Origin of the sequence: Paraburkholderia sp. (genome assembly GCF_028283785.1) — a bacterium.
Lineage (GTDB): Bacteria > Pseudomonadota > Gammaproteobacteria > Burkholderiales > Burkholderiaceae > Paraburkholderia.
In genome coordinates this window covers 180562-202476 of record NZ_JAPWKB010000018.1, presented here as the reverse complement: position 1 = coordinate 202476, position 21915 = coordinate 180562, and the positions used below count along the sequence as shown (strand labels likewise).

The following is a 21915-nucleotide window of genomic DNA, read 5'->3' as shown; positions in this document are numbered from 1 at the left end:
ACCTGCTTCGTCGCGTGAATCCCGGCGAGTTCCGATGCGGTAGCCGCCATTGTGCAGTGCGGATGAGCGGCGTCGAACAAAAGTGAAAAAACCTGACGCACGATCGCAAGTCGCGATGCGAGGGCGCGGGTGCGTCCGCTGGCGTCAGCGGATGTCAGTAAATGTCGGCGGTGGCGCGGGTCGGCGGCGCGGTGTCGTCGGGCGGCAGCGCTTCGGTGCGGTCGCGTCCGCCTGTCTTCGCCGCATACAGCGCGAGGTCGGCGCGGCTCATGATCCGCTCGGGCAGGTCGTCGGCCGACAGTTCGGTGATGCCGATGCTCACGCTCAGTTCCACGGCGGCGGGCAGCTTCGGCGAAGGCTGCGTCTTCAGACGGTTGCGCAGACGCTCGACGACATCGAGCCCGGTTTCGAGCGACGTCGCCGGCAACAGGATGCCGAATTCCTCGCCGCCCAGCCGGCCGATCGCATCGCTGCCGCGCAACTCCGCGCGGCAGGTATCCACGAAATGTTCGAGCGCGCGATCGCCGGCCGCATGGCCGAAGCGATCGTTGATCTGCTTGAAGTGGTCGAGGTCGGCGATCGCCATGCACAGCCGTTCGCCTTTCGGCCGCGCCCGTTCGATCTCACGACGCAGCAGGTCGAGGAAGTAGCGGCGCGACAGCGCGCCCGTCAACGCATCGTGCCGTGCTTCCGCCGACAGCAACGTGTTCGCCGATTGCAACTGGTCGGCCAGATCCCGCGCTTCGCGATGCAGCCGCCGTTCGCGCACGTACGACACCGTGATCACCCACGCGAGCGACACGATCCCGGCCATCGTCAGAAACACCAGCAGATGATCGCGCGTGTGATTGCGCAGCAGTTCGGGCCACGCGCTCAGCGGGTCGACCAGATGCGCCGACAGTCCGGAGTTGAGGCCGCCTCGCGTGTCGTACAGCGCCGGGACCGGTTTGGCGGCCATCGTGAACAGGTCGATGGCGATGCTGTGCGGCACCCACGGCGCCTGGCTTTGCAGATGTTTGTTGTCAGCGGCGATCTGCACGTCGGGGAAACTCTGCCGGTGATAGGTATTGAGCCGCTCGGCGTCGCTCATCTGCACGACGCGCGAATTGGGCAGCGCGTTGCCTTCGATCGCGCTGTCGTGCGCCATGATGATCACGCCGTTGTCGTCCGCGACGAACGTGCCCGCGTGCGCCACCCAGTGTCGCAGCCGCGCGATCCCGACCTTCGCGACTACCGCGCCGATCAGGATGCCGTCGTCGTAGACCGGCGCGGCGATGAAGATGCCCGGCTCGCCGCTCTTGCGGCCGACGCCGTAGGCCTCGGTGAACGCGCCGAGCAGCGACTGCGTCAGATACGCCCGCGAGCGCATGTCGATGCCGATAAACGAATGGCCGCCCGGCGCGTTGCCCGCCGCCACGCAAGTGCCGTGAGCGTTGACCAGCCAGATCGAATCGAGCCCGGAGAAACCTTGTGCTTCGTGCAGGAAACTGCTGACGGCCGTGAGCGCGGGGATTTTTAGCAGCGCGTCGCGCTGCGCGGGTTCCGCGACTTCGCTGTTCGCGGCATAATTCTGAGATTGCGCCAGCGCGCGCTGGACGACGTCCATTTTCGCCATGGTCGCGGGAATGGCGCGGGCGAGCGACAGGTCGCTGGCGATCACCTCGGCCATGTTGTCGACGATCGATACCGACATCTGCCGTTGCGCGCGCATCGCGGCATCGAGCTCTTGCTGTACCATCCGGTCCGCGACCATGCCCGCCACGAACCAGCAAACGAGCACGATCAGCGCGAAGCTGATCGGTCCGGTTGCCTGGCGCAAGCTTGTCCTGTTCATCGACTCTGATCCGTCTGACTGTATATGCAACAAGGTCTCACGTTGCCGCGCGCCGCTGCTGCGCCGCGCCCCTGGAAAACGGCAGGCGACCCGCCGTAGTGATCGTTCGAGGCGGCGCCCGTGTTGCGCTTCCCGATTTTAACTGCCGTGGGACGCGCTTCGCGGGTTTTGTGCAAGCGATCAGCCACCGATCCTTAACGGCACGTCGCCGGGTTTCTTGATAGACGTGCGGGTTTTCATCGACGCGCGCGTCGCGTGTAAGCGCTTCGGTAGCGGATCGGAAGCCTTCCGACGGCCTGCCCGCGCGGTTTCGCCCGTTTTACCGCTAAAGATGCCCTTGAGGTTGTGCCTGAAACACAGGTTGTAGTAGTGTCGTGCCGTCCAAAACGAGGAAAGCTCGCCGGCCCTGACGGGACGGCGCTTACGGCGACAGCGGAGGACCGGCAGGATCGTGGCGCGTCGTACCGGAGCGCCGCGATTCCGACTGGCTCACGTATCTCCAACGCTAACGAATTACCGCGCACATGCGTTTTGCCATGCCCGATTTCCGCTTTCCGGACCCTTCGTTCCCGCGCCGCGATGCAGCGCCGGAGTTTGCCGTCGCGATGAATGCCGTGCGCGTTCGCCGCGTTGTCGCCGCCCGTCTAAGCCCGGAGGGCGCCTGATGCAGTTCAACTTCGATCTGAAACGCACCGCTAATGCATCTGCATGGCGCGTGCTGCCGAACCGTTGGGATTTCGTCGCGTTCCCGCTGATCATCTGCCTGATCGCGATGGCGGCGATCGGTTTCCATGAGACCTTGCTGCCGATCTCGACGCTGAAAACCCAGGCGATCTCGCTCGATCCGTCGAATCTGCCCGAATACGCGATGCGCACCACGCTGCGCATGCTGCTCGCGATGGTCGCGTCGCTGCTGTTCACGCTGGTCTACGGCACGCTGGCCGCGAAGAGCCGCCGGGCGGGGCAGGTGCTGGTGCCGATTCTCGATATCCTGCAGTCGGTGCCGGTGCTCGGTTATATCTCGTTTACGGTCACATTCTTCCTCGCGCTGTTCCCGGGCCGCGTGCTCGGCGCCGAACTCGCGGCGATCTTCGCGATCTTCACGAGCCAGGCGTGGAACATGACCTTCAGCTTCTACCAGTCGTTGCGCACGGTGCCGCGCGATCTGGACGAAGTGTCGCGCGGCTTCCATCTGACCGCATGGCAGCGCTTCTGGAAACTCGAAGTGCCGTTCTCGATGCCGGGCCTGATCTGGAACATGATGATGTCGATGTCGGGCGGCTGGTTCTTCGTCGTCGCGTCGGAAGCCATCACGGTCGGCAATAACACGATCACGCTGCCGGGCATCGGCGCTTATCTCGCGCAGGCGATCGCCGACAAGAACCTGCATGCGATCGGCTGGGTGATTCTCGCGATGACCGTCGTGATTCTCGCCTACGACCAGTTGCTGTTCCGTCCGCTCGTGGCATGGGCCGACAAGTTCCGGATGGAAAACACCAGTTCCGGCGACGCGCCCGAATCCTGGCTGCTCGACCTGATCCGCCGCACGCGTCTGATTCACCGTCTGCTGGTGCCGCTGGGCTGGCTGTTCGCGAAGGCCGCGCGGATTCCGTTGCGGATTCCCGCATTCGACGCCGTGCGCTTCCAGATACCGCAGCGCGAGAAGTCGTCGCGGGTGGGCGATATCGTGTGGGCGGTGTTCGTGCTGGTCGCGACGGTGTTCGTGGTGTACCGCGTGTTCATGTATGTGCGCACCGGCGTGTCGCTCGACGAAGTCGGTCACGTGTTCGGTCTCGGTCTGCTGACGCTGCTGCGCGTGGTCGTGCTGATCGCGCTGGCGTCGGTGATCTGGTTGCCGCTCGGCGTGCTGATCGGGCTGCGTCCCGCACTCGCCGAAAAGATCCAGCCGCTCGCGCAGTTCCTCGCCGCGTTCCCGGCGAACCTGCTGTTCCCGGTGTTCGTGATCGCGATCGTGCGCTTCCATCTGAACCCGGACATCTGGCTGTCGCCGCTGATCGTGCTCGGCACCCAGTGGTATATCCTGTTCAACGTCGTCGCGGGCGCAAGTTCCTACCCGAACGACTATCGCGAAGCGGCGAAAAACTTCCGTATTCGCGGCTGGCAATGGTGGCGTCAGGTGATGCTGCCGGGCGTGTTCCCTTACTACGTGACGGGCGCGATCACCGCGTCGGGCGGCGCGTGGAATGCCAGCATCGTCGCGGAATTCGTCCAGTGGGGCGATACGAAAGTCGCCGCGCATGGCCTCGGCGCGTACATCGCGCAAAATACCGCCGCCGGCGATTATCCGAAGATCATCATGGGCATTGCCGTGATGTCCCTGTTCGTGACCCTGTTCAACCGCCTGCTGTGGCGTCCGATGTACGCCTACGCCGAAGCGAAGCTCCGGCTCGATTGAGCTCAAGAAAGGCAAAACGCGATGCAAAATCCAAAAGCTGCCACCACCGCCGCGCCGATCCAGACGCCGCCCAAGCCGCCGCGTCTGGGTGAGGAAATCTTGCGCGTCAAGGACGTGTGCCGCGGTTTCAACAAGACGCAGGGCGAATTGCTGGTGCTCGACGATGCGAACCTGTCGCTGCGCGAAGGGGAGATCGTCGGCCTGCTGGGCCGTTCGGGCTCGGGCAAATCCACGTTGCTGCGGATCATCGCCGGTCTGATCGAACCGACCGACGGCGAAGTCACGTACATGGGCAAACCGCTCGACGGTCCCGCCGAAGGCGTCGCGATGGTGTTCCAGACCTTCGCGCTGTTCCCGTGGCTGACCGTGCTGCAAAACGTCGAAGCCGGTCTCGAAGCGCAAGGCGTCGCCGCGCGCCAGCGGCGCGAACGCGCGCTGGCCGCAATCGATCTGATCGGTCTCGACGGTTTCGAGAATGCGTATCCGCGCGAACTGTCGGGCGGGATGCGTCAGCGCGTGGGCTTTGCGCGCGCGCTGGTCGTCGATCCGACGCTGCTGCTGATGGACGAGCCGTTCTCCGCGCTCGACGTGCTGACCGCCGAAACGCTGCGCACCGACTTGCTCGACTTGTGGACGCAAGGCCGGATGCCGATCAAATCGGTGCTGATCGTCACGCACAACATCGAGGAAGCGGTGTTTATGTGCGACCGGATTCTGGTGCTGTCGTCGAATCCGGGTCGGGTGATCGCCGAGATCAAGGTGCCGTTCAAGCATCCGCGTAACCGTCTCGATCCGGCGTTCCGTCGTCTGGTCGACGAGATCTACGCGAAGATGACCGCGCGTCAGACCGACGAAAAGACCAAGAAGGGCCTGGAGCTGCATAGCTGGTTGCCGCATGTGTCGACCAACCTGATGGCCGGTCTGATCGAGACGCTGGCCGCCGCGCCGTATCACGGCCGCGCGGACATGCCGGAGATCGCGCGTTCGCTGCATCTCGAAGTGGACGATCTGTTCCCGGTCGCGGAAGTGCTGCAACATCTGGGTTTCGCCGATGTCCGCGAAGGCGATATTTTCCTGACGCCGCCCGCGCGCGTGTTCGCCGAGTTCGGCACGCAGGAGCGCAAGATGATGTTCGCCGAACATCTGTTGCGTCACGTGCCGCTCGCCGCCCGAATCAAGAAAGTGCTGAACGAACGGCCGGGGCACCGCGCGCCGCGCGTGCGCTTCGAGCAGGAGCTGGAAGATTTTCTGTCCGATAGCGCCGCCGAAGAGACGCTGGACGCAGTGATCAACTGGGGCCGTTATGGCGAGATTTTTTCGTACAACGACCAGACCGAAATCTTCAGTCTCGAAGACGTCGAGTCCTAAGCGGCGTTAGCGTCGACGCGATAAAAAACGGCTGGAATACGTGAGTATTCCAGCCGTTTTTTCATCTGCTGCGTGTGCTTCGCGATGTGCGCCGCGACTTATTGCAGGTTGCCCCAGCGATCCACCGCCGGTTCCGCCGACGCCCATTTCCAGCCCTTGTCCTGCAGACAGGCCGACGCGGTGTACCAGTCTTCGTGCGCGCCGGGCTTGTCGCCGTCCTGGATCGAGAACGCGAATTCCTTGCAGATTGCGATGGCCGACGCGAATGCGCGCGTCACGCGCACCTGGCCGTGACCGTTTTCGACCGGCAGCGTGTGCTTGACCTGCCACGGCTTCGGCGCGTCGCCGACCGCCATGCCCCCCGCGAGGCGCGCGATCGCGTCCTGCTGGTCGGTGTGCATCACGCGCATATAGTGGGCGACGGCTTCGTCGGTGGCGGCTTGCACCGCGATCCCGACGCCGATCCCGATCGCCGGATTCGACGTCACGAGGCCGGTCGCGACACCGGCTGCCGCGCCGCTCGCCGCGCCGACCGACGAGCAGCCGCTCATCGTGATGCTCATGCTCGCGCACAGTGCGGCTGCGGTGAGCACGCGCAACAGCGCACGCGATGGCGTGCGGCCGGGTTCGCGTCGATCGTCGCGCCGGACCCGGCCGGGCGACGCCGGGCGATGCTCGCCGCGTCCTGAAGCCAGATGCACGGCGCTCATTGCAGCGCGCCCCAACGTTCGGTGGCGGGTTCCGCCGACGCCCATTTCCACGCGGCGCCGTCACGGCAGATCGACGCGACATAGAACGCGCTGGACGCGGGCTTGTCCTTCTTCGCGGCGTAATCGACCGAGAAGACGATTTCCTTGCAGTCGAGTTCGCCGGTGCTGATGGTCCGGCTGACTGTCACGCGACCGTGTTCGTCCTCTTCGAGCGGCACCGAATGCGTGACGCTCCACGGCGCCACGCCGCCGACGTCGAGCGGGCCGGCGATCTTCGCGATGCCGTCCTGCGTATTGCGGTGAACCACACGTTCGGAATACTGGACGCCGGCTTTCGCCGCCGCGAGCGCGCCGAGCCCGATACCGGTCGCGACCGCTGCGTTGTTGGTCACTTTCGCCGCCAGCGCCGCGCCGGCCACGCCCGCGCCGGCGGTCGCCGTCTCCGAGTACAGCGAGCCGCAACCGCTCAGGCTGGTGGCGACCAGCACTGCGGCCGCAAGTGATGAAACCGTCGCGAGTGAAACGATCGACGTGCGTTTGGCGCGCGGTGCGGCGATGCTGGAAAGCGTTGGAATCGTCGAGCTTGCCGACGCTCGCGCTGCGGCCCGTGCGGCCGTGTGAATCGTGTTGTGCATTTTCCCTGTCCCTGCTGCTGCGCCCGATGCCGCGATCCGCTCAATGAGCAAGCGGCTGGCCCGGGACGCCTTTTCGATGCAGCCGCATTGTGCAGGATAGGATTTGAAACGGGCAGTGGGAAAGTGCAAGCAAATGCAAAAGTTCGTGCGGTGAACAAACGATTGCGCTTGGCAAATCCCCGCAACACGACGGCTAAAGCGCGTGTGAATGGACGTTGAAAGCGGCGCTGAAAGCTGTGTGTCGGAAGGTGAACTGACGGTTCGGTGTGCGGCAGGCGCGGCACATTGAAAAAAGCGGCATCGGCTCTGCAAAAGATCCGATGCCGCCCGGTGATGGCGCTTTGAAAGGAACCGCGACGCTAACGTTACGCGTCGTCCGCTTCGGCGGGTTCGCTGCCGCCGTCTTCGGTGCCGTATGTGCTGAGCCGGTTGTACAGCGTCTTCAGGCTGACGCCGAGCGCCTTCGCGGCGCGACGCTTATCGCCGCCGCAATGCTTCAGCGTGCCGAGGATGATCTGCTTTTGCGCGTCGGCGAGCGGCGTGCCGATCCATACGCTCATCGAATCACCTTGCGTGACCGGCTTCTTCACGCGCGAGGCCAGATGCGGATGCGGGAGCTCGACGGTTTTTTCAGCGAGGATAAACGCGCGATACACCGCGTTCTTCAGCTCGCGCACATTGCCCGGCCACGACCACGTCCGCAGCGTTTCCATCGACCGCTTGCTGAAGCTCTTGCTGGCGCTTTCCTGCACGTTCAGCGACGCGAGGAAATGCTGGGCGAGCAGTTCGCGATCGCCTTCGCGTTCGCGCAGCGGCGGCGCGCGCAGCGGAAACACCGCCAGCCGGTACATCAGGTCTTCGCGCAGGCCGTTTTCCTTGACCGCGACTGCAGGGTCGCGATTGGTCGCGGCGATCACGCGTACATCGCTGGAGATCAGGTCGTTGCCGCCGACCCGATAGAACGTGCCGGTTTCCAGCGCGCGCAGCAGCTTGACCTGACGGACGGGCGCCATTTCGGTGATTTCGTCGAGGAACAGCGTGCCGCCGTTCGCGTGTTCGAAGTAACCGATGCGGCCCTGGACCGCGCCCGTGAAGCTGCCTTTTTCGTGGCCGAACAGTTCGGCTTCGATCAGTTCGTCGGGAATCGCGCCGCAATTCACGGCGATGAACGGCGCGTCCTTACGGGCGCTTTGATCGTGGATCGTGCGGGCGACCAGTTCCTTACCCGTGCCCGATTCGCCGATGATCAGCGCCGTGGCGTCGGTGGCGGCGACCCGTTCGATCTGCTCGTACAGATCCAGCATCACCGGTGACGAGCCGTACAGCAAGCCGTACGACTTCAGTCCCGCGACGCCTTCCGCGACACGGTGCTTCGCCTGTGCGGCGGCGTGGCTGCCGCCGGCAACGGGGGGCGAATCCAGATCGGTTGACGCCATAAACAGGGTGTCCTGTGCAGTGTGGTTCGATGAAGCGGCGCATGCGCCATTGCAAACGCGCGCTTCGTGAGCGCGGACGCGGCAGGCTGCCGTTCACTATCTCGCAAAGGTCGATTTAACCATCTGAAAGCGGTTGGCTGCAATGCGCGTCGGTAGCGGACGTGCGGGTCGTCACGCGGTCCGGCAAGTGTGACCGGAAGACCCGCACGGAACGTGCCTGATCGGCATAATTTTCTGCGCCTGTTGAACGCGACACGCCGGTCCGTGGCGCGGAATGAACGCTTTATCGCCGATCGGATCGATGCTAATCGGGACTGCGGCGCGGGCATCGGCGGCGGCCAGGAACGGCGCTTGCGACTTCACTCCGACACGTGCGCTTTGCCGCACCAGCTAAACGAAGGCGATCGGACCGCACCGTCCGGGTCGCCAACCGAATGACGCTGCATGAACACAGGAGCGGGTAATGACCGAAACCACGCAACAGCTTGCACTGGGCAAGCAGAAGATCGTCGAAGACCTGCGGGTGCTGCTGACCGACTCGGAAGAAATGCTGCGACTTGCGGCCAATGTGCCGGGCGAAGGCGTCAACGCGTTGCGCGACCGGCTCGGCACGCATGTCGAAACCCTGCAAGCCGCGCTGGGCGACGCGCAGGACGCCGCCCATCATCGCTATCGGGTCGCGGCCGTCAGCGCGGAACGCTATATCCGCCGCAATCCGTGGCAGTCGATCGGCATTGCGGCCGGCACGGCGTTTCTGCTCGGCGTGCTGGCCGCGCGCTGACACGGGCGCGCACGGTTTTCACGTATCGGGCGATGCGCGTCGCGCAGCCTGAACCGTTTGACGAGAATGAGGAGATCGACATGGCACGTCCGAGAATCGGTGTTTTTGGCATTCTGATGGTGGTCGGCGGCATGCTCGCGTTGCGCTGGGCGCAGAAGCACGGCGGCGCGCAGTTGCCGCTCGGCCGCGAGCTGAACCGCTGGGAGAACGAAGGCGGCAACGTCGTCACGCCGAGCGCGGTGGTGCCGAAAACCGGCGTGGCGCCGCGGGGTGTCGCCAATGGCGCCGATCACGCGAACGGCGCTGGGCCGTGGCCGTTTCCGCATAGTTGACACTAGCTGCAAGATTGAATATCGAGCGGAGCGGACGCGCGGCAAACCCGCGTGTCCGTTTCTGCGCTTGCCTCACGTGCGCTTTGTGGTTGCACTGCGGTTGCACGGCGCGCAGCAGGTGCGCGCGGACCCGCACATCGGCCGGTCGAGTTTATTGCGATATGTCCGTATAATCAGCGAATACACAACAATCGGTGCCGTTAGCGGTGTTTTCGCCGCGCGTTGACTGGCGATTGTTGCGAGATCGCGTCGAGTTGCTGGTTTGGCCGGTCGTCGAACGTAGCGGTTTCGCGCGTTCGGGACCGCCTTCCGGGCGCTCCGACCTCGGTGGCATACTGTGGTCCGGTTGTATCTTCATGCATTCACGCATGCCGTCCACCATCAACACTTTCAGGCTCTCGAGACACGATGCCACACGTATTGATCGTCGATGACGATGCCGAAACCCGCGAGGCGCTGGCCGCCATCATCGGGGAAGACGGGCTCACGACCGCCACGGCGGGCGACCTGCGCGAAGCGCGTATCCAGTTGGTCCGGCAGATGCCGGATGTCGTGTTCACCGACCTCAAGCTGCCCGATGGCAGCGGCGTCGATCTGTTCGAAGATCTCGACCCGCGTTCGGGCGTCGAGGTGATTGTGATTACCGGTCACGCGACCGTGGAATCGGCGGTGAACGCGCTGAAAATGGGCGCCACCGACTACCTGGTCAAGCCGATCAACATGCAGCGCGTGAAGGCGATCCTGTCGCGGCTGCCGCGCGCGGGCGACCTGAAGGCGGAAATCGGCACATTGCGCGGCGAGTTGCGCCGGATGGGCCGCTTCGGCCTGATGCTCGGCAATTCCCCGGCAATGCAGGAGGTCTACGACCAGATCGGCCGGGTTGCGCCGACGGCGGCCTCGGTGATGCTGGTCGGCGAGTCGGGCACCGGCAAGGAAGTCGCCGCGCAGACGCTCCACCAGTTGAGCTTGCGGCGCAAACACGCGTTTCTCGCGGTGAACTGCGGCGCCATTTCGCCGAACCTGATCGAGTCGGAAATGTTCGGTCACGAGCGCGGCTCTTTCACGGGCGCGGATCGTCAGCACAAGGGCTATTTCGAGCGCGCGAACGGCGGCACGCTGTTCCTCGACGAAATCACCGAAATGCCGATCGAGCTTCAGGTGAAGCTGCTGCGCGTGCTGGAAACCGGCATGTTCATGCGCGTGGGTACGACCAAGGAAATCGAAACCGACGTTCGGCTGATCGCCGCGACCAACCGCGATCCTGAACAGGCGGTGCTCGAAGGCAAGATGCGGCTCGATCTGTATCACCGGCTCAACGTCTTCCCGATCAGCCTGCCGCCGCTGCGTGAGCGCGGCAAGGACGTCGAGCTGCTCGCGCAGGCGTTCCTCGACGACCTGAACGAGCGGCACAGCACGCGCAAGCATTTCCCGCAGGCCATGAAGGACATGCTGATGTCGTATCCGTGGCCGGGTAACGTGCGCGAACTGAAGAACTACGTACAGCGCGCGCACATCATGTCGGGCACGGATTCCGACGTGACGGCCACCGTGCCGTTGCAGATCACGCTGTCGAAGCCGGCCGCCGGCACGGCCATCACGATCCCGTTCGGCACGTCGCTCGCGGAAGCCGACCGTCAGCTGATTCTGGCCACCCTCGAGCAATGCGGCGGCGTGAAGACGCGCGCGGCGGAAATCCTCGGGATCAGCCTGAAGACGCTGTACAACCGTCTGGTCGAATACGGCAACGACGCGCGTGACGACGGCGACGCCGCCGACGAATCGCGCGCGCTGGGCGGCGCCGACGCCTGACGCGCGACGCCTTGGCATGCCGGGGCGAGATGGTTTTGCCTGCTGACACAGTCTGCATGCCATCGTGACGGCACACCCCTTGCTGCGTTTATCCGTCAAACGGATAAACGCAGAGAACAGGGAGCCGATATGACTCACGACACCGCTTCGCCTACACCTGCTTCGCCGCACACGACGTCGGCGACATCAGCGACTTTTGCGCTCGGTACGTGCGCAGTGGTTGCGCTGCACGCGCATGCTCCCGAACCCGTCGATCCGCCGACGCCGACGCCAACGCCCGGACCCGCTCCGCAACCTGCGCCGCAGCCGGACACGATTCCCGACCCGACTCGCGAGCCGACCGATCCCGACACGCCGTCCATTGGCGATCCGCCGGTCCAGCCGGGCGAGACCCCGCATTCCGCGACACTTTCCGCGTTGATCCGTCCACGTTATTTGCACTGAGCGTGGCCGCGCGCGATCGCGCCCACCATTGCCACGGTGAACGTGGACAAATTTGCTCACAGTTTGTGCCTGCCCGGCGTCTTCGCGGCGTTTTGCTGTATTTGTTACAAAGCGGACGCATGATTTACCGGCAAAGGGCGGGTCCGCGCCCTAGACTGTGATGATGTCATCCGTCGGGATGATGGCCTTCTTTGGAGGCATACCAAGATGAGACACCCTGCCTTGCGGCGCTCCGCGCGCCACAACAAACGCGATGCGCGCCCCGCAGGATCGACCGGCGGCCCGCCGCTCGCGCCTGACCCTGCCGCACAGAATCGCGTCGCGCCCGATGCGCCGCCCGACGGCGACCACAATCAGGGCGGCGCGCGCAAGGAAGGCATCGACTACCAGCGCGATCTCGGTTCGGAACAGGATTCGTGAGCGCGTGACGGCGCGCGTGAGTCGGCGAGCACGCGCGGTCTGGAGATCGATCGGACGCACCGCGATTCGCTGAAGTTTGTCCGGCGCGCACCAGCGTTCGTCGGTTGAAATGATTCGAGAACGACACGCCGACACGGCGACCGATGCGGTTCTTCGATCGCACCACGGCGGTTTTTTCGACGCTTCAAAAATTCGATTCGCAATCGCAAAACCGTTTCTCGATCGATGCGATGCGCGCAGAAAGCTTTTCTGTTTTCCGCGATACCGAGGGCGGCTTTTACTCGCCTGTCACATTTACACACATTTTCGTTCTCGCAAAGCCGTTAAAACGGCATGGGACTTGCGTGCATTAAGGGCAAGTATTCCCCCATGCACGACAAAACCGAATGAGGAGGAGCCGAATGAGCCGATTGATCGTGGTATCGAACCGGGTTGCGCCGACGCAGGAAGGACGCCCCGCCGCAGGCGGCCTGGCGATTGGCGTACTGGACGCATTGAAAGAGACCGGCGGCGTGTGGTTCGGCTGGAGCGGCGAGACGGTGGCCGAGCCATCGGCGCCGGTGATCGAGAAGCAGGGCAATGTCACGTATGCGACGGTCGGGCTGACCAAGCGCGATTACGACCAGTATTACCGTGGTTTTTCGAACGCGACGCTATGGCCGACCTTCCACTACCGGAATGATCTGTCGCGCTATGACCGTCAGGAATATGCGGGTTATCTGCGCGTCAACCTGACGCTGGCAAAGCAGCTCAAGGAGTTGCTGAAGCCCGACGACATCATCTGGGTTCACGACTATCACCTGCTGCCGTTTGCGCGGTGTTTGCGTGAACTTGGCGTGAAGAATCCTATGGGGTTCTTCCTGCACATTCCGTTTCCGGTTCCGGAAGTCTTACGCACGGTACCGCCGCACGAGGAGTTGGTGAAGGCGATGTGCTCGTATGACGTCGTCGGTTTTCAGACCGAGGCCGACCGGCAATCGTTCGTCGATTACATTGAGCGCGGCGCGCACGGTACGTCGAGCGAGGACGGGATGGTGCACGCGTACAACCGTTTCCTGAAGGTTGCTGCGTATCCGATCGGCATTTATCCGGACGCGATCGCGAAGGCCGCGGCGCAGTTCACGGATCGCAAGCCGGTGAAGAGTTTGCGTGACGGGATGCGTGGGCGGAAGTTGATCATGAGCGTGGACCGGCTCGATTATTCGAAGGGGCTGGTGGAGCGGTTTCAGGCGTTCGAGCGCTTGTTGCTGAATGCGCCGGGGTGGCATGGACGTGTGTCGCTGGTGCAGATCGCGCCACCGACGCGCTCGGACGTGCAGACCTATCAGCGGATTCGTCAGAATCTGGAAGGCGAAGCCGGGCGGATCAATGGACGGTTCGCGCAGCTCGACTGGACGCCGATTCAGTATCTGAACCGGAAGTACGACCGGAATCTGTTGATGGCGCTGTTCCGTCAATCGCAGGTTGGGTATGTGACGCCGTTGCGCGACGGGATGAATCTGGTCGCGAAGGAGTATGTGGCGTCCCAGGACCCGGCCGATCCGGGGGTGCTGGTGCTGTCGCAGTTTGCGGGTGCCGCGGAGCAGTTACCGGGGGCGCTGGTCGTGAATCCGTTCGATCTGTCGCAGATGGCCGAGGCGTTGGAGCGGGCGTTGTCGATGCCGCTGGCGGAGCGGCAGGCGCGGCATTCGGACATGATGGCACCGATGAGGGAGAATAATCTGTCGGTTTGGCGGGATACTTTCCTGGGGGATTTGAGGAGTGTGGCGAGGGCTTCGTCTGTCGCCGAGAAGGTGGTGAAGGTTGCTGACGTGACGATTTGATTTTTTGGTTTTTGGTTTTGTTGTGGTTTTGGTTGTTGTGGTTGTCCCGGTTTCGCGGTGGTTTGCCTGGATCGTCCCTGTGCGGGACCGCACCTACTTTTCTTTGCTCGCGCAAAGAAAAGTAGGCAAAAGAAAGCGCGTTTACACCGCCACTCCGTAGCGAGTGGCGTCTACTGACTAACGGGTAGTGGACCGCGCACGATTTGAGTTGTCGCACCGCTTAACCTGGTGACAAGGCAGTCATTCGTTCCGGCTGTTCGCTCCGCGACAGCCGTTGGGCACAGCCCCGTCTTTTTCTCTCGGCGCTCTTCGCGCGCTGCACTCCGTCGGTCACAAAACCCATTTTCCTGGCATGCGCCGGTCGGGTCGCGCGCGCAAAAGTCCTGGCAACTCGGAACGTCGAAACCATCGTGAAGGCGGGTGAACGCCGTGGCGCAAACCGGGCCTTGAGCGGGAAGCAGGAACGGTCGTGACGGCTGGCAAATCGCGTGGTGAAAACCGGGCTTTGAGCCGACGCCGGAATCGTCCAGACGAAGGCAAAACCGCGCTTCGGGGCGGACGCCGGAGCAGTCGAAAAGACCGAAACATAGCGTGGCGAAAATGGGTTTTTGAAGTGGGCTACCGCCGCGAAGCGGGCGGGATGTGCGGGCGCGGACCACCACGCCAAACGGACCGCCGAGTCAAAACGTGCGCGGTCCACTACCCGAAAAATACTAGACGCCACTCGCTACGAAGCGCGAGGTAAACGCGCTTTCTTTTGCCTACTTTTCTTTGCGCGAGCAAAGAAAAGTAGGTGCGGTCCCGCACAGGGACGAACCAGGCAAACCGACGTGAAAACGGGACACCCGAACCGAGCCAGGCCAAACCAAAAACCAAACCAAATCAAAAACCAAATCAAACCCTTACCCGTATTCTCCCCAAACTAACCCCCATCGCCACCACCGCAAACCCCGCCGCCACATAAAGCACAATCACCGGCCCGCGCGCAGGCGCAACCTCAAACACCAACGCCACTAACGCCGCCCCCACCGTCTGGCCGGTCAACCGCGCTGTCCCCAACATCCCGCTCGCACCGCCACTCCGCGACTTCGGCGCGGCCGACAGCATCGCCCGATTATTCGGCGATTGAAAAATCCCGAACCCAGCGCCACACACCGCCATCCGCCAAGCAATATCGAATGGCGCCGGATGCGCGCCCACCGTCGCCAGCAACAACAAGCCAACTGCGAAAATCGCCAGGCCCACGCCGCCCAGCAAACCCGCCGACACCCGATCCGACAACACCCCCGCGAGCGGTGCCACCACCACGATCACGAGCGGCCACGGCGTCATCAGCAAGCCCGTCTGAACCTGCGACAACCCCAACATGTCCTGCAACATGAACGGCAACGAGACGAACGCCAGCATCTGCGCGGCAAACGAACAGATCGACGTCCCCACCGACAACGCGAATATCGGAATGCGCAGCAGATCGACGGGCAACCAACGGCGCGGGTTGCGATAACTGTCGACGGACAAAGAAGTAGCCGATCGCTACCGCCGCAATCAACTCGCCGATCACGAAAACGGCCCGCTCGCCGTGGCTGATGCCATCGACGGCAAAGATCAGCAGACCGAACACGAACGCGTTCATCACCGCGCTCAGATAGTCGTACGGTGCGTCGTTGCGATTGTTGCGCGGCAGAGCCTTTAGCCCGACGCAAACCGCCGCGACGCCGATCGGTACGTTGATCGCGAACAGCCACGGCCACGATGTCACCGCCAGCACGCCCGACGCCACGGTCGGCCCAACCGCCGACGCCACCGCAACCACCATCGCGTTGATCGCCACGCCGAGTCCGAGCTGCTTGCGCGGATAAATCATCCGCACCAGCGCGGTGTTCACGCTCATGATCCCGGCTGCGCCGAAACCTTGGATCACCCGCGCGGCGGCGAGCGTCGTCAGCGAGTCCGATAATGCGCATCCGAACGATGCGACCGTGAACAACGCCAGCCCCGATAGATAAATCCGTCGATAGCCGATCCGGTCGCCCAGCGATGCAAGCGGCAACAGCGAGATCGTGATCGCCAGCTGATACGCGTTCACCACCCAGATCGATCCGGCCGCGCTCGCCTTGAGATCGCGCGCGATCGTCGGCAACGCGACGTTCGCGATCGCGCCGTCGAGCACGGCCAGCGTAATCCCGAGCGCCACCACCAGAATCGCCCAATAGCGCTGCGGAATGGCCAGGCCGGGTTCGTCCTGATCGGCAGACGTGTTGGGCGTTGAGGTGAGCTCGGCGGTCACGGCGTCGTCGGCGGTGCGGGTGGCCTCGGCGGCGGCTTGGGGTTCAGCGGACTGATCGGCGCGATCCGACGGATCGTCGCGAGAGGAGGGCGAGCGGGCGTCGCCGGAAGATGATGCGTGCATCGTGCGGTGGTGTGGTCGTCGTGGTTGTTGTCGTTGTGAACGGTCACGCGGCGCAATGCCGGCGCGGCATCGGAGGATGTCGTGCGGCATTGCGCCGTCATCGGGCGACGATCGATTCAGCGGTCCGGCGATGCGCGACCGCCGCCGCCGTCGAAGGTCACTTCAACTGGTACATGCCGGTGTAAGCGGTCGAATCGACTTCGTTCAGATGCGTCATGAAACGCGCGATTGCATTCGTGACGTCGGCGTTGAGCGGCAGATGCGGCACCTTCAGCGCATGCAAGCGGAAGATATAGCGATGCGCCTTGTCGCCACGCGGCGGCGCGGCGCCACCGAAGCCGACGGTGCCGTAATCGTTGCGCAGTTGCAGCGCGCCCGGCGGCAGCAGCGTGCCGTCGGCCTTGCCTGCGTTGCGCGGCAGCGAGCGCACGTCGGGCGGAATGTTGACGAGTACCCAGTGCCAGAAGCCGCTGCCCGTGGGCGCGTCGGGATCGTAGACGGTCAGCGCGAAACTTTGCGCGTCGGACGGTGCGCCTTCCCATTGCAAGGCCGGCGAAATGTTCTCGCCATCGACGCCGAACGATTTGTCGTCGAATTCCTGCGCTTTCGGCATGAAGCCGTTCAGCGGAAACTCGTCGGACCAAAGACGGAAGTCAGCCATCGGATGCCTCCTTCAAGAATATTGTGTGATCGGGAGCAGGCGTCTGAAAACGCCCGGCATAGTCAATCGAGTGTAGCACCCGTGCGTTGCACGATCCGTACCGCGAAGACCGCGCGCGAACCGTTTGACGCGCCTCGACGGGCACGTCGCCGTTCAGACGTCGTCGGTCTTTGAGGTCTGCGCGGCGTTTGCGGCGTCCGGCGGATCCGCGCTATGCGCGACCACGTCGCCGCGTTCCTCGAACTGCGGCGCATCGCCGTGCAACCATTCGACCAGGCGTTGCAGCACGCCGTCGAGGTCGCGTCCCGCGCCGCGCAGCGCGCATTCCCACACCGTGCCGACCCGCCAGCCGCTCGCGAGCAACGCGTCGCGCGCCTTGACGTCGTTACAGCGATTGCGGCCGATCTTGTCGCGCCAGAATTCGGGGCGTGTTTGCGGCCATTTGAACAGACGGCAATCGTGACCGTGCCAGAAACAGCCATGCACGAAGATCACCGCCTTATAGCGCGGCAGCACGATATCGGGCCGTCCGGCGAGATCGCGCGCGTCGAGCCGGAAACGAAAGCCGCGTCGATGCAGCAGGCTTCGAATCAGAAGCTCCGGCTTGGTATTGCGGCCGCGGATGCCGGACATCATCCGGCTGCGCGTCGCCTGATCGACGATGTCTACCATCGCGCCAGTCTAGGCGAACAGCGCCGGACCCTGTCTGCTTTTGCGGCGCGTGGCCGGCTTCGCCGCGGCATTCTCGACGGCGGCCGCGTCGTCTTTACCGTTTCCGTCACCGAGCAGCGCATGGACATGCGGCATCATGATTCGCCCGACTTCGCGCATCACCGGCATCACCACGCTATTGCCGAACTGGCGATACGCCTGCGTGTCGCTGACGGGAATCCGGAACGTATCGGGGAAGCCCATCAGGCGCGCGCATTCACGCGGCGTCAGCCGCCGCGGTCGCATGCTGTCGCCCTGATAGACCAGGATTTCGGAGCCGTCCTTGTGGTAACGCGCCGACAGCGTACGCGTCACGCTGTCCGGATAGGCCATCCCGAAGCCGAAACCGTTGCCGGCTTCGCGATGCTTTTGCGCATACGCCTGCAAATAAGCCCATAGCTTCGGCGTCAACGTGTAGCGCGGCTGCACGCTGCGCGTCGCGTGATCGAAGAAACGGTCGTTGTCCCACGGCAGCTTGGGCTCGGTGCCGTCGGTCTTGTGCAGGATCGACTTGAGACGCGGACTATGCGTCGGCAGTCTGAGGTCGTCCCATGAGAAAGCGGTCTTGCCGCGAAATCCGACGATGATGATCCGCTCGCGATGCTGCGGCGTGAAATGCTGTCCGTCGATCACGCGGTAATGCACTTCGTAGCCGAGTTCGTCGCGCAAGGTTTGCAGGATCACGTCGAAGGTGCGGCCTTTGTCATGCGACAGCAGGTTCTTCACGTTCTCCAGCAGGAACGCGGCAGGGCGCTTCGCGGCGATGATCCGCGCGACGTCGAAAAAGAGCGTGCCTTGGGTCGTGCATTCGAAGCCGTGCGGACGGCCGAGCGCGTTTTTCTTGCTGACGCCCGCAATCGAAAACGGCTGACACGGAAAGCCGCCGAGCAGCACGTCGTGCGACGGCACGTCCTCGGCGGGAAACGACACGATATCGCCGACGAACGCGTGATCCGCGCCGTAGTTGTCGAGATAGGTTTTCTTCGAGAAGTCGTTCCACTCGCTGGTGAATACGCACTGGCCGCCGTTCGCCTCGAATCCCATGCGGATGCCGCCGATTCCCGCGAAGAGGTCGATAAAGCGCACCTGCGCGGCGTCCGGCGCGCTGGCTTCTGCAGAGTGGCTCGCGCCGGCGGCGCCTTTCAGCATTGCATGGAGCGCCGGGCCGAGCATCGCCGGGCAGGGCGTGTCGCCCTTTTCCCATCGACGCACCGTCTTGATGTTCTTGCCGACGTGATCGGCGATTTCGCGCTGGGTGAAGCGCGTGCGCGCCTGTTTCAGCAGTTCAAGCAGCGGGGCTTGGGTCACTCGCAGTCCTTGCTGGGGATTTTTGCGGACATTATGACCTATAGCTGTCCCTTTTCAGAGCGTCCGTGCGCGGAAAATCACGCGCAATCGACGGCGGGCGCACCTTTCCTCGCTAAAGCCGATTGAAATTTCGCCACGCGACAGTCGGAAAAGCACAGTGAAACGCGTAAAACTGACAATGCGCGATGCAAATTGACACGCTTCGACGCGAAGCGCCAATGGCTCAGCGTGAGATTCGGCGGGGCGAAGGTGACGTGCGCCGGCGCGGTGGTGGTGCGCTGAACGGCGGCGGCGCGTGCCATTCGGCGGAGCTGTCGGTGTCGAATCGGTCGAGCTGGAGCAGCAGGCTGTCGACCGTGCAAAGCTGCGCTTTCGACAGGTGCCGTGCGTCGAGCAATCCGTGCAGGCGCCTTCGCCAGTACGCGGTGGGCAGGATCGCGCCGCCAAGATCGCCGACGAGCGCGGCGCGCATCACACGGGCGATATGCGTGAGGTCCTGATCGATGAGCGTGGCCTGAAAGGAGCACGCCAAAACGGGGTGTTGTCGGTCCATGCCCCGATATCGGCGGTATTCGTCTGAACTTTAGGGTGCGTTCTGAAATATTTTTCGTCGCTGTTTTGGGGTGCGGTTTTGGGTCGTGGGCACACCCGTTGCTGAACAAAGGCACTGGCGTAAATTCGCGCCGGCATTCCTGAAAGATTGGAGCCGAACATGAACAAGGACCAGGTGAAGGGTGTAGGCGAACAGATCAAGGGTAAGGTCAACGAAGCCGTAGGTAAGGCGACCGACAACCCGGCCCGCGAACTGAAGGGCGATCTGCAACAGGGCGCCGGCAAGGTTCAGAAGGCATACGGCGATGCGAAGGAAGACGCCAAGGACAACGCAAAGCGCTCGCACTAAGGGCGGCGTGATGGGTTGACGATGCACGGCGTGTCGGCCTGCGGATCATGCAGGGCGGTACGCGGTCATCGACGTGTCGGCCGCATGCGTTGCGGGGTTTCGCGCGGTAAGTTTGCGCAATGAAATCCGGGACAATGCGGGTCGGCAGGAGAAAGGCGCTTCGGCGCCTTTCTTTTTGTCTGCGACGCGTCGGCGGGGAAGATCGCGCAGGCGCGGTTCGATCCGTCACCACGTAAACGAGAATCGCCGGGTCGTAATGCTTGCGTAAAACTCACTGCATCGCAAAGGAGGTGCGGCATGACACCGGAGAAGATGCTGGCGTTGTTCGAACGGCAATATCTGGCGGGCAAGACGCCCGTGGAGCTGGAGACGACCTGTGCGGCTTACGCGGTCTGGCTGGCGTCGGCGTGGGAGATGCTCAATGCGGACGAGCGCGTGTTGCTGACGTCGATCGGCGCGGCGCTGTGGCGTGACGGTTACGACCTCACGGCAGGAAGCGAGACCAACGATCCGTGGTGAGCGCGGCCGTGGCCGATGCCGCATGAGATGGCGTCGAAATCGTCCCGGCCGGGACCCGAAGCATCGCCGACAGAGTTTTACCGCATGCGCTAGCATGGCGGCGGTTCTCAATTGCACGCGAAGTTGTCGCCGTGTCGTCTCTGTCCCGCCAGGAAGGATTTTCAATGGCCGATCTATCCGCTTTCCCGATTACCCAGAAATGGCCCGCGCAGCATCCGGACCGCATCCAGCTCTATTCGTTGCCGACGCCGAATGGCGTGAAGGTGTCGATCATGCTGGAAGAAACCGGATTGCCGTACGAGGCGCACAAGGTCGGTTTCGATACCAACGACCAGATGTCGCCGGCGTTTCTGTCGTTGAATCCGAATAACAAGATTCCCGCGATCCTCGATCCGGACGGTCCGGACGGCAAGCCGTTGCCGCTGTTCGAATCGGGCGCGATCCTGATTTATCTGGCCGAGAAAAGCGGCATGTTCATGCCGAAGGATGCCGCGGGTCGTTACGAAGCGATCCAGTGGGTGATGTTCCAGATGGGCGGCGTCGGACCGATGTTCGGTCAGGTCGGGTTCTTCCACAAATTCGCGGGCAAGGATTTCGAGGACAAGCGTCCGCGCGACCGTTATGTTGCCGAGTCGAAGCGTTTGTTGGGCGTGTTGAACGAACGTCTGGCAGGGCGCGTGTGGATTCTCGGCGACGAGTATTCGATCGCGGATATCGCGACGTTTCCGTGGATCCGGAATCTGGTCGGGTTTTACGAAGCGGGCGACCTGGTCGGCATCGCCGATTTTCCGCATGTGCAGCGGGCGCTCGATGCATTCGTGCGTCGGCCGGCGGTCGAGAAAGGTTTGAATATTCCGCCGCGAGGCTAGAACGGGCGCGGCTGGCGTGCTGAGCGTGCTGGATGTGGCTGATGGCGTGTTCCGCAACGCCTGGCCGCGCGGAATTACGTTTTGACCGGCACGACCTTCAACGCCAGTCCGAGGTGCGCCAGCGCTTCGATGAACTGCGCCAACCCCTGCGTACCGAAGGGCGCGAGATCCGGATACGGCACGGTCGAATCCGCATGCGGATCGAGGGCCGTTTTCGGCGCGCCGGTATCGCGCACCTGATCGAACACGATGCCCGCCGCGATCCGTGCATCGCCGGCGGCGAGCGCGTAGTTGATCTGCGTCGCCCGGCCTTCGACGGTGTCCGGCGTGTGGCCGAAGGCGTTCATCAGCGCGGTCAGGAGTTCGACGTCGGTGGGATCGGTGTGCATTCTTCCGTTATCGGCCCGCGCGGGCACCAGCTTTAGCGCCGGACCGCAATCCGCGAAGCGATCTTCCTTACCCATCTTCGATCTGTTGCAGAAACACTCGCCGCGTGCGGGTTTCGTAATGGGCCGTTACCACTTGCAG

20 protein-coding genes and 1 pseudogene are annotated in these 21915 nt (G+C 63.4%); 11 read left to right on the top strand and 10 right to left on the bottom strand.

Features of this window, described 5'->3' with window-relative positions:
* Positions 1 to 154 precede the first annotated feature (154 nt).
* Positions 155 to 1834, bottom strand: coding sequence for a sensor domain-containing diguanylate cyclase (locus tag PW947_RS20765; RefSeq protein WP_299634267.1), 1680 nt, complete (start codon positions 1832 to 1834; stop codon positions 155 to 157).
* Positions 1835 to 2498: 664 nt separating this feature from the next.
* Here PW947_RS20765 and PW947_RS20760 point away from each other — a divergent pair.
* Positions 2499 to 4250 (top strand): ABC transporter permease subunit, encoded by a 1752-nt coding sequence (locus PW947_RS20760; protein ID WP_299634266.1) that lies wholly within the window; start codon positions 2499 to 2501, stop codon positions 4248 to 4250.
* A 21-nt stretch (positions 4251 to 4271) separates the two neighbouring features.
* Complete coding sequence (locus PW947_RS20755) at positions 4272 to 5618, top strand: nitrate/sulfonate/bicarbonate ABC transporter ATP-binding protein (RefSeq protein ID WP_299634265.1); 1347 nt, start codon at positions 4272 to 4274, stop codon at positions 5616 to 5618.
* A gap of 98 nt (positions 5619 to 5716) precedes the next feature.
* On the opposite strand, the gene PW947_RS20750 is transcribed toward PW947_RS20755, so the two are convergent.
* The 3 genes from PW947_RS20750 to PW947_RS20740 form a co-directional block, all read right to left on the bottom strand.
* Positions 5717 to 6181 (bottom strand): hypothetical protein, encoded by a 465-nt coding sequence (locus PW947_RS20750; RefSeq protein WP_299634587.1) that lies wholly within the window; start codon positions 6179 to 6181, stop codon positions 5717 to 5719.
* Positions 6182 to 6324: 143 nt separating this feature from the next.
* Positions 6325 to 6963, bottom strand: a complete 639-nt coding sequence (locus PW947_RS20745) for a hypothetical protein (RefSeq protein WP_299634264.1) — start codon at positions 6961 to 6963, stop codon at positions 6325 to 6327.
* Positions 6964 to 7328: 365 nt separating this feature from the next.
* A complete protein-coding gene (locus PW947_RS20740) occupies positions 7329 to 8399 on the bottom strand; it encodes a sigma-54 dependent transcriptional regulator (RefSeq protein ID WP_299634263.1) in 1071 nt (356 codons plus the stop codon).
* Between the two features lie 463 nt (positions 8400 to 8862).
* Here PW947_RS20740 and PW947_RS20735 point away from each other — a divergent pair, with 463 nt between their 5' ends.
* The 6 genes from PW947_RS20735 to otsA all read left to right on the top strand — a co-directional run bounded on the left by PW947_RS20735 (position 8863) and on the right by otsA (position 14008).
* The gene (locus PW947_RS20735) at positions 8863 to 9180 is read left to right on the top strand and encodes a DUF883 family protein (protein ID WP_299634262.1); all 318 of its coding nucleotides are present in this window, start codon (positions 8863 to 8865) and stop codon (positions 9178 to 9180) included.
* A gap of 80 nt (positions 9181 to 9260) precedes the next feature.
* A complete protein-coding gene (locus PW947_RS20730; RefSeq protein ID WP_299634260.1) occupies positions 9261 to 9512 on the top strand; it encodes a hypothetical protein in 252 nt (83 codons plus the stop codon).
* 408 nt (positions 9513 to 9920) lie between these two features.
* On the top strand, positions 9921 to 11321 hold the full coding sequence (locus PW947_RS20725) for a sigma-54 dependent transcriptional regulator (protein ID WP_299634258.1): 1401 nt from the start codon (positions 9921 to 9923) through the stop codon (positions 11319 to 11321).
* A gap of 129 nt (positions 11322 to 11450) precedes the next feature.
* The gene (locus PW947_RS20720) at positions 11451 to 11765 is read left to right on the top strand and encodes a hypothetical protein (protein WP_366146136.1); all 315 of its coding nucleotides are present in this window, start codon (positions 11451 to 11453) and stop codon (positions 11763 to 11765) included.
* 207 nt (positions 11766 to 11972) lie between these two features.
* The gene (locus PW947_RS20715) at positions 11973 to 12185 is read left to right on the top strand and encodes a hypothetical protein (protein WP_299634256.1); all 213 of its coding nucleotides are present in this window, start codon (positions 11973 to 11975) and stop codon (positions 12183 to 12185) included.
* 401 nt (positions 12186 to 12586) lie between these two features.
* A complete protein-coding gene (gene otsA / locus PW947_RS20710) occupies positions 12587 to 14008 on the top strand; it encodes an alpha,alpha-trehalose-phosphate synthase (UDP-forming) (RefSeq protein ID WP_299634254.1) in 1422 nt (473 codons plus the stop codon).
* A gap of 894 nt (positions 14009 to 14902) precedes the next feature.
* Here the strand turns inward: otsA and PW947_RS20705 are convergent.
* From PW947_RS20705 to PW947_RS20685, 5 genes and pseudogenes are all read right to left on the bottom strand, one after another.
* Positions 14903 to 16418: pseudogene (locus PW947_RS20705) on the bottom strand (MFS transporter).
* Positions 16419 to 16575: 157 nt separating this feature from the next.
* On the bottom strand, positions 16576 to 17079 hold the full coding sequence (locus PW947_RS20700) for a YbhB/YbcL family Raf kinase inhibitor-like protein (RefSeq protein ID WP_299634252.1): 504 nt from the start codon (positions 17077 to 17079) through the stop codon (positions 16576 to 16578).
* A 153-nt stretch (positions 17080 to 17232) separates the two neighbouring features.
* A complete protein-coding gene (locus PW947_RS20695) occupies positions 17233 to 17751 on the bottom strand; it encodes a very short patch repair endonuclease (protein WP_299634251.1) in 519 nt (172 codons plus the stop codon).
* Positions 17752 to 17760: 9 nt separating this feature from the next.
* On the bottom strand, positions 17761 to 19098 hold the full coding sequence (gene dcm, locus PW947_RS20690; protein ID WP_299634249.1) for a DNA (cytosine-5-)-methyltransferase: 1338 nt from the start codon (positions 19096 to 19098) through the stop codon (positions 17761 to 17763).
* A gap of 223 nt (positions 19099 to 19321) precedes the next feature.
* Positions 19322 to 19651: a hypothetical protein gene (locus tag PW947_RS20685; RefSeq protein ID WP_299634247.1), complete on the bottom strand. Its 330-nt coding sequence runs from the start codon at positions 19649 to 19651 to the stop codon at positions 19322 to 19324.
* A gap of 159 nt (positions 19652 to 19810) precedes the next feature.
* On the opposite strand from PW947_RS20685, the gene PW947_RS20680 reads away from it, so the two are divergent.
* The 3 genes from PW947_RS20680 (at position 19811) to PW947_RS20670 (ending at position 21387) form a co-directional block, all read left to right on the top strand.
* The gene (locus tag PW947_RS20680) at positions 19811 to 19999 is read left to right on the top strand and encodes a CsbD family protein (protein ID WP_299634246.1); all 189 of its coding nucleotides are present in this window, start codon (positions 19811 to 19813) and stop codon (positions 19997 to 19999) included.
* Between the two features lie 297 nt (positions 20000 to 20296).
* Complete coding sequence (locus PW947_RS20675) at positions 20297 to 20518, top strand: hypothetical protein (protein WP_299634244.1); 222 nt, start codon at positions 20297 to 20299, stop codon at positions 20516 to 20518.
* Positions 20519 to 20682: 164 nt separating this feature from the next.
* On the top strand, positions 20683 to 21387 hold the full coding sequence (locus PW947_RS20670; RefSeq protein WP_299634242.1) for a glutathione S-transferase N-terminal domain-containing protein: 705 nt from the start codon (positions 20683 to 20685) through the stop codon (positions 21385 to 21387).
* A 74-nt stretch (positions 21388 to 21461) separates the two neighbouring features.
* Here the strand turns inward: PW947_RS20670 and PW947_RS20665 are convergent, their stop codons facing one another.
* Entirely contained in the window at positions 21462 to 21851 is a 390-nt protein-coding gene (locus PW947_RS20665; protein ID WP_299634241.1) for a hypothetical protein, read from the bottom strand.
* Positions 21852 to 21915 lie beyond the last annotated feature (64 nt).

What these genes read in the sequence shown, in the direction of transcription:
- PW947_RS20680 (WP_299634246.1), top strand. Translation starts at nt 19,811, where the DNA reads ATGAACAAGGACCAGGTGAAGGGTGTAGGCGAACAGATCAAGGGTAAG.
- PW947_RS20725 (WP_299634258.1), top strand. Translation starts at nt 9,921, where the DNA reads ATGCCACACGTATTGATCGTCGATGACGATGCCGAAACCCGCGAGGCG.
- otsA (WP_299634254.1), top strand. Translation starts at nt 12,587, where the DNA reads ATGAGCCGATTGATCGTGGTATCGAACCGGGTTGCGCCGACGCAGGAA.
- PW947_RS20740 (WP_299634263.1), bottom strand. Translation starts at nt 8,399, where the DNA reads ATGGCGTCAACCGATCTGGATTCGCCCCCCGTTGCCGGCGGCAGCCAC.
- PW947_RS20695 (WP_299634251.1), bottom strand. Translation starts at nt 17,751, where the DNA reads ATGGTAGACATCGTCGATCAGGCGACGCGCAGCCGGATGATGTCCGGC.
- PW947_RS20670 (WP_299634242.1), top strand. Translation starts at nt 20,683, where the DNA reads ATGGCCGATCTATCCGCTTTCCCGATTACCCAGAAATGGCCCGCGCAG.
- PW947_RS20700 (WP_299634252.1), bottom strand. Translation starts at nt 17,079, where the DNA reads ATGGCTGACTTCCGTCTTTGGTCCGACGAGTTTCCGCTGAACGGCTTC.
- PW947_RS20765 (WP_299634267.1), bottom strand. Translation starts at nt 1,834, where the DNA reads ATGAACAGGACAAGCTTGCGCCAGGCAACCGGACCGATCAGCTTCGCG.
- PW947_RS20715 (WP_299634256.1), top strand. Translation starts at nt 11,973, where the DNA reads ATGAGACACCCTGCCTTGCGGCGCTCCGCGCGCCACAACAAACGCGAT.
- PW947_RS20665 (WP_299634241.1), bottom strand. Translation starts at nt 21,851, where the DNA reads ATGGGTAAGGAAGATCGCTTCGCGGATTGCGGTCCGGCGCTAAAGCTG.
- PW947_RS20675 (WP_299634244.1), top strand. Translation starts at nt 20,297, where the DNA reads ATGACACCGGAGAAGATGCTGGCGTTGTTCGAACGGCAATATCTGGCG.
- PW947_RS20685 (WP_299634247.1), bottom strand. Translation starts at nt 19,651, where the DNA reads ATGGACCGACAACACCCCGTTTTGGCGTGCTCCTTTCAGGCCACGCTC.
- PW947_RS20720 (WP_366146136.1), top strand. Translation starts at nt 11,451, where the DNA reads ATGACTCACGACACCGCTTCGCCTACACCTGCTTCGCCGCACACGACG.
- PW947_RS20730 (WP_299634260.1), top strand. Translation starts at nt 9,261, where the DNA reads ATGGCACGTCCGAGAATCGGTGTTTTTGGCATTCTGATGGTGGTCGGC.
- PW947_RS20735 (WP_299634262.1), top strand. Translation starts at nt 8,863, where the DNA reads ATGACCGAAACCACGCAACAGCTTGCACTGGGCAAGCAGAAGATCGTC.
- PW947_RS20755 (WP_299634265.1), top strand. Translation starts at nt 4,272, where the DNA reads ATGCAAAATCCAAAAGCTGCCACCACCGCCGCGCCGATCCAGACGCCG.
- PW947_RS20750 (WP_299634587.1), bottom strand. Translation starts at nt 6,181, where the DNA reads ATGAGCATCACGATGAGCGGCTGCTCGTCGGTCGGCGCGGCGAGCGGC.
- PW947_RS20760 (WP_299634266.1), top strand. Translation starts at nt 2,499, where the DNA reads ATGCAGTTCAACTTCGATCTGAAACGCACCGCTAATGCATCTGCATGG.
- PW947_RS20745 (WP_299634264.1), bottom strand. Translation starts at nt 6,963, where the DNA reads ATGCACAACACGATTCACACGGCCGCACGGGCCGCAGCGCGAGCGTCG.